Origin of the sequence: Asanoa sp. NPDC050611 (assembly GCF_040654855.1) — a bacterium.
Classification (GTDB): domain Bacteria; phylum Actinomycetota; class Actinomycetes; order Mycobacteriales; family Micromonosporaceae; genus Asanoa.
The window spans coordinates 1-2,193 of sequence record NZ_JBFAIU010000621.1 but is presented as its reverse complement, the minus strand read 5'-3'; the positions used below and the strand labels follow the sequence as shown (position 1 = coordinate 2,193).

Below are 2,193 nucleotides of genomic sequence, written 5' to 3'. Positions count from 1 at the left end.
GCCCGCCTCCCCGGTGTCGTTGACGATGCGGACCCGGGTGCCGGCCACCGGTCGTCCCAGGCGGGTCAACGGTCGACCGCCGTCGGCCGGCACGGCGACACTGTGCCGTTCCAGCCCGGCCGGGTCGACGACGTCGGTCCGTAGGCCTGTCCCGGGCCGCGTCATGGTGACGGCCAGGGTCGCCTCGGCCAGGCCGTAGGCGCACACCAGCGCGCCCGGGTCGAACCCGTGCCGCGCGGCGGCGGCCAGGAACCGGGTCATCGTCGTCGGGTCGATCGGCTCGCCGCCGGACACGGCCACGCGCACCGCGCTCAGATCGAGGGTCGGCGTGGCGGCCAGCAGGCGGGCGGCGAGGCCCCACGCGAAGTTCGGCGCGGCGGTCATCGTGGCGCGGGTCGCGGCGAGTTGGTCGAGCCAGGCCAGCGGGCGCGCGGCGAACTCCGCGGTGGGCACCAGCACGAGGTCGCAGCCGCAGGCCATCATCGTGCAGAGCACACCGACCAGCCCCATGTCGTGGTAGAGCGGCAACCAGCTCACCGTGCGCCGGTGGATCCGGTCGTGGTCGGTCGCGGCCCGGATGGCATCGATGTTCGCCGCAAGGTGCGCATGCTTCACGGGTACGCCGCGCGGCGCTCGCGTCGATCCGCTCGTGTACTGCAGGATCGCGAGATCGCCGGGGTCGGGCGGGTCCGGGAGCGGGCCGGTGGCCGGGCCGGTCGCGGCCAGGTCGGCCAGGTTCGCCAGGTCGGCCACCGGCAACCGGTCCGGCGAGGCCGTGAGCACGAGGCGGGGACGCGCGTCGCCGAGGATCCGGCGCAGGTGCGCCGGGTCCGTCGCCGGCTGGGGCAGCACCGTGACGGCCGCGCCGGCCAGCCAGGTGGCCTGGATCGCGGTGACGAGGTCGACGTCCGTGTCGCCGAGCAGGGCCACCCGGTCGCCGGGCCGGACCCCGCGCGCCGCCAGCCGGCCCGCGACGAGCCGAGCCTGGCGGTGGACGTCGGTCCAGGGGACGGCGGTGCCCGCGACCTCGAGGGTGCCGCGCGTTCGCTGACCGGTGATCGCCTCCACGACGGTGCGCATGCCCATGTCGGCACCGTATGGATCCCCGACGGGCGGCCGACCCCAGCACGACCCCAGCCGGTCCCCGCACCGTCCGGCGCCGGGCCGCGCCCCCCAGCGGCTTGCCTGACCAGCGCCGACGGCACCGCCCCGGTGCACGGGACCCGGTCGGGGTGACGCAAAAGCGGCAGATGACACCGGCAGATTGGTAACCGCCGATATAGTCGGTGACCACCGACAGGATCGGGGCGGGGGCTGCGAGTGCGCCACAGACGCGGATCGGCCGGTGACCGGCTCCGGAGCCACCGGCTGCGGGCCGGCCTGACGCAGCGCGAGGTCGCCGACCGCAGCGGCATCAGCGTGCGGGCGCTGCGCGACATCGAGCGCGGCCGGGTCACCGCTCCCCGGCCGGCGGCGCTCACCCGGGTCGCCGCGACGCTCGGCCTCTCCGAGAACGAGACCGCGGCCCTGCTCGGCCAGCTCCGGGCGGCACCACCGGAGGCCGCGCCGGGCGCGGGCGTGCTCCGGGTCGGCGTGCTCGGCCCGCTCACTGTGCGCCGCGGCGGGGCCGCCGTCGAGATCAGCTCGCGGATGCAGGGCGACCTGCTGGGACTGGTCGCGGTCCAGCCCGGGGTGGTCGTCACGACCGACGAGATCGTCGACGTGCTGTGGGGCGAGCAGCCACCGCGGTCCTGCCTGCGGCTCGTCCACACGTACGTCGCACAGGTGCGGACCATCCTCGAGCCCGGCCGGCCCCGGCGGGGGCATGCCCGCACGGTGCGGCACGTCCGCTCCGGTTACCGGCTCGAGGTCGACGACGACGAGCTGGACCTGGCGACGTTCGCCCGCCTGGTCGAACGGGCGGCACAGGCCCGTGCGTCGGGCGACGTCGACAACGCGACCCGGCAGCTCGGTGACGCGCTCGACCTGTGGCGGGGTCCGGTCCTCGCGGGCGCCGGCGAGCGGCTGCGGCGCCACACGGCCACCGCCGCGGTCGAGCGGCAACGGCTGGCGGCGGCACTCACCTACGGCGACCTGGCGATCGCGGCGACGGTCGCGGCTCTGGTCGATCTCATTATCGCGGCCTCCTTGTCAACGCACGCACGTCAATCTGTCGATGGATTGGCCACCAGT

Annotated in this window: 2 protein-coding genes; one reads left to right on the top strand and one right to left on the bottom strand. The window is 75.7% G+C overall.

Annotation, left to right across the window (positions count from 1 at the left end; genetic code table 11):
- Window positions 1-1,086 (bottom strand): AMP-binding protein (locus tag AB0H87_RS41055; protein WP_360159052.1); only part of this gene is annotated, 1,086 nt, incomplete at its 3' end.
- A 234-nt stretch (window positions 1,087-1,320) separates the two neighbouring features.
- Here AB0H87_RS41055 and AB0H87_RS41050 point away from each other — a divergent pair.
- On the top strand, window positions 1,321-2,193 hold an 873-nt coding region (locus AB0H87_RS41050), incomplete at its 3' end, for a helix-turn-helix domain-containing protein (RefSeq protein ID WP_360159049.1).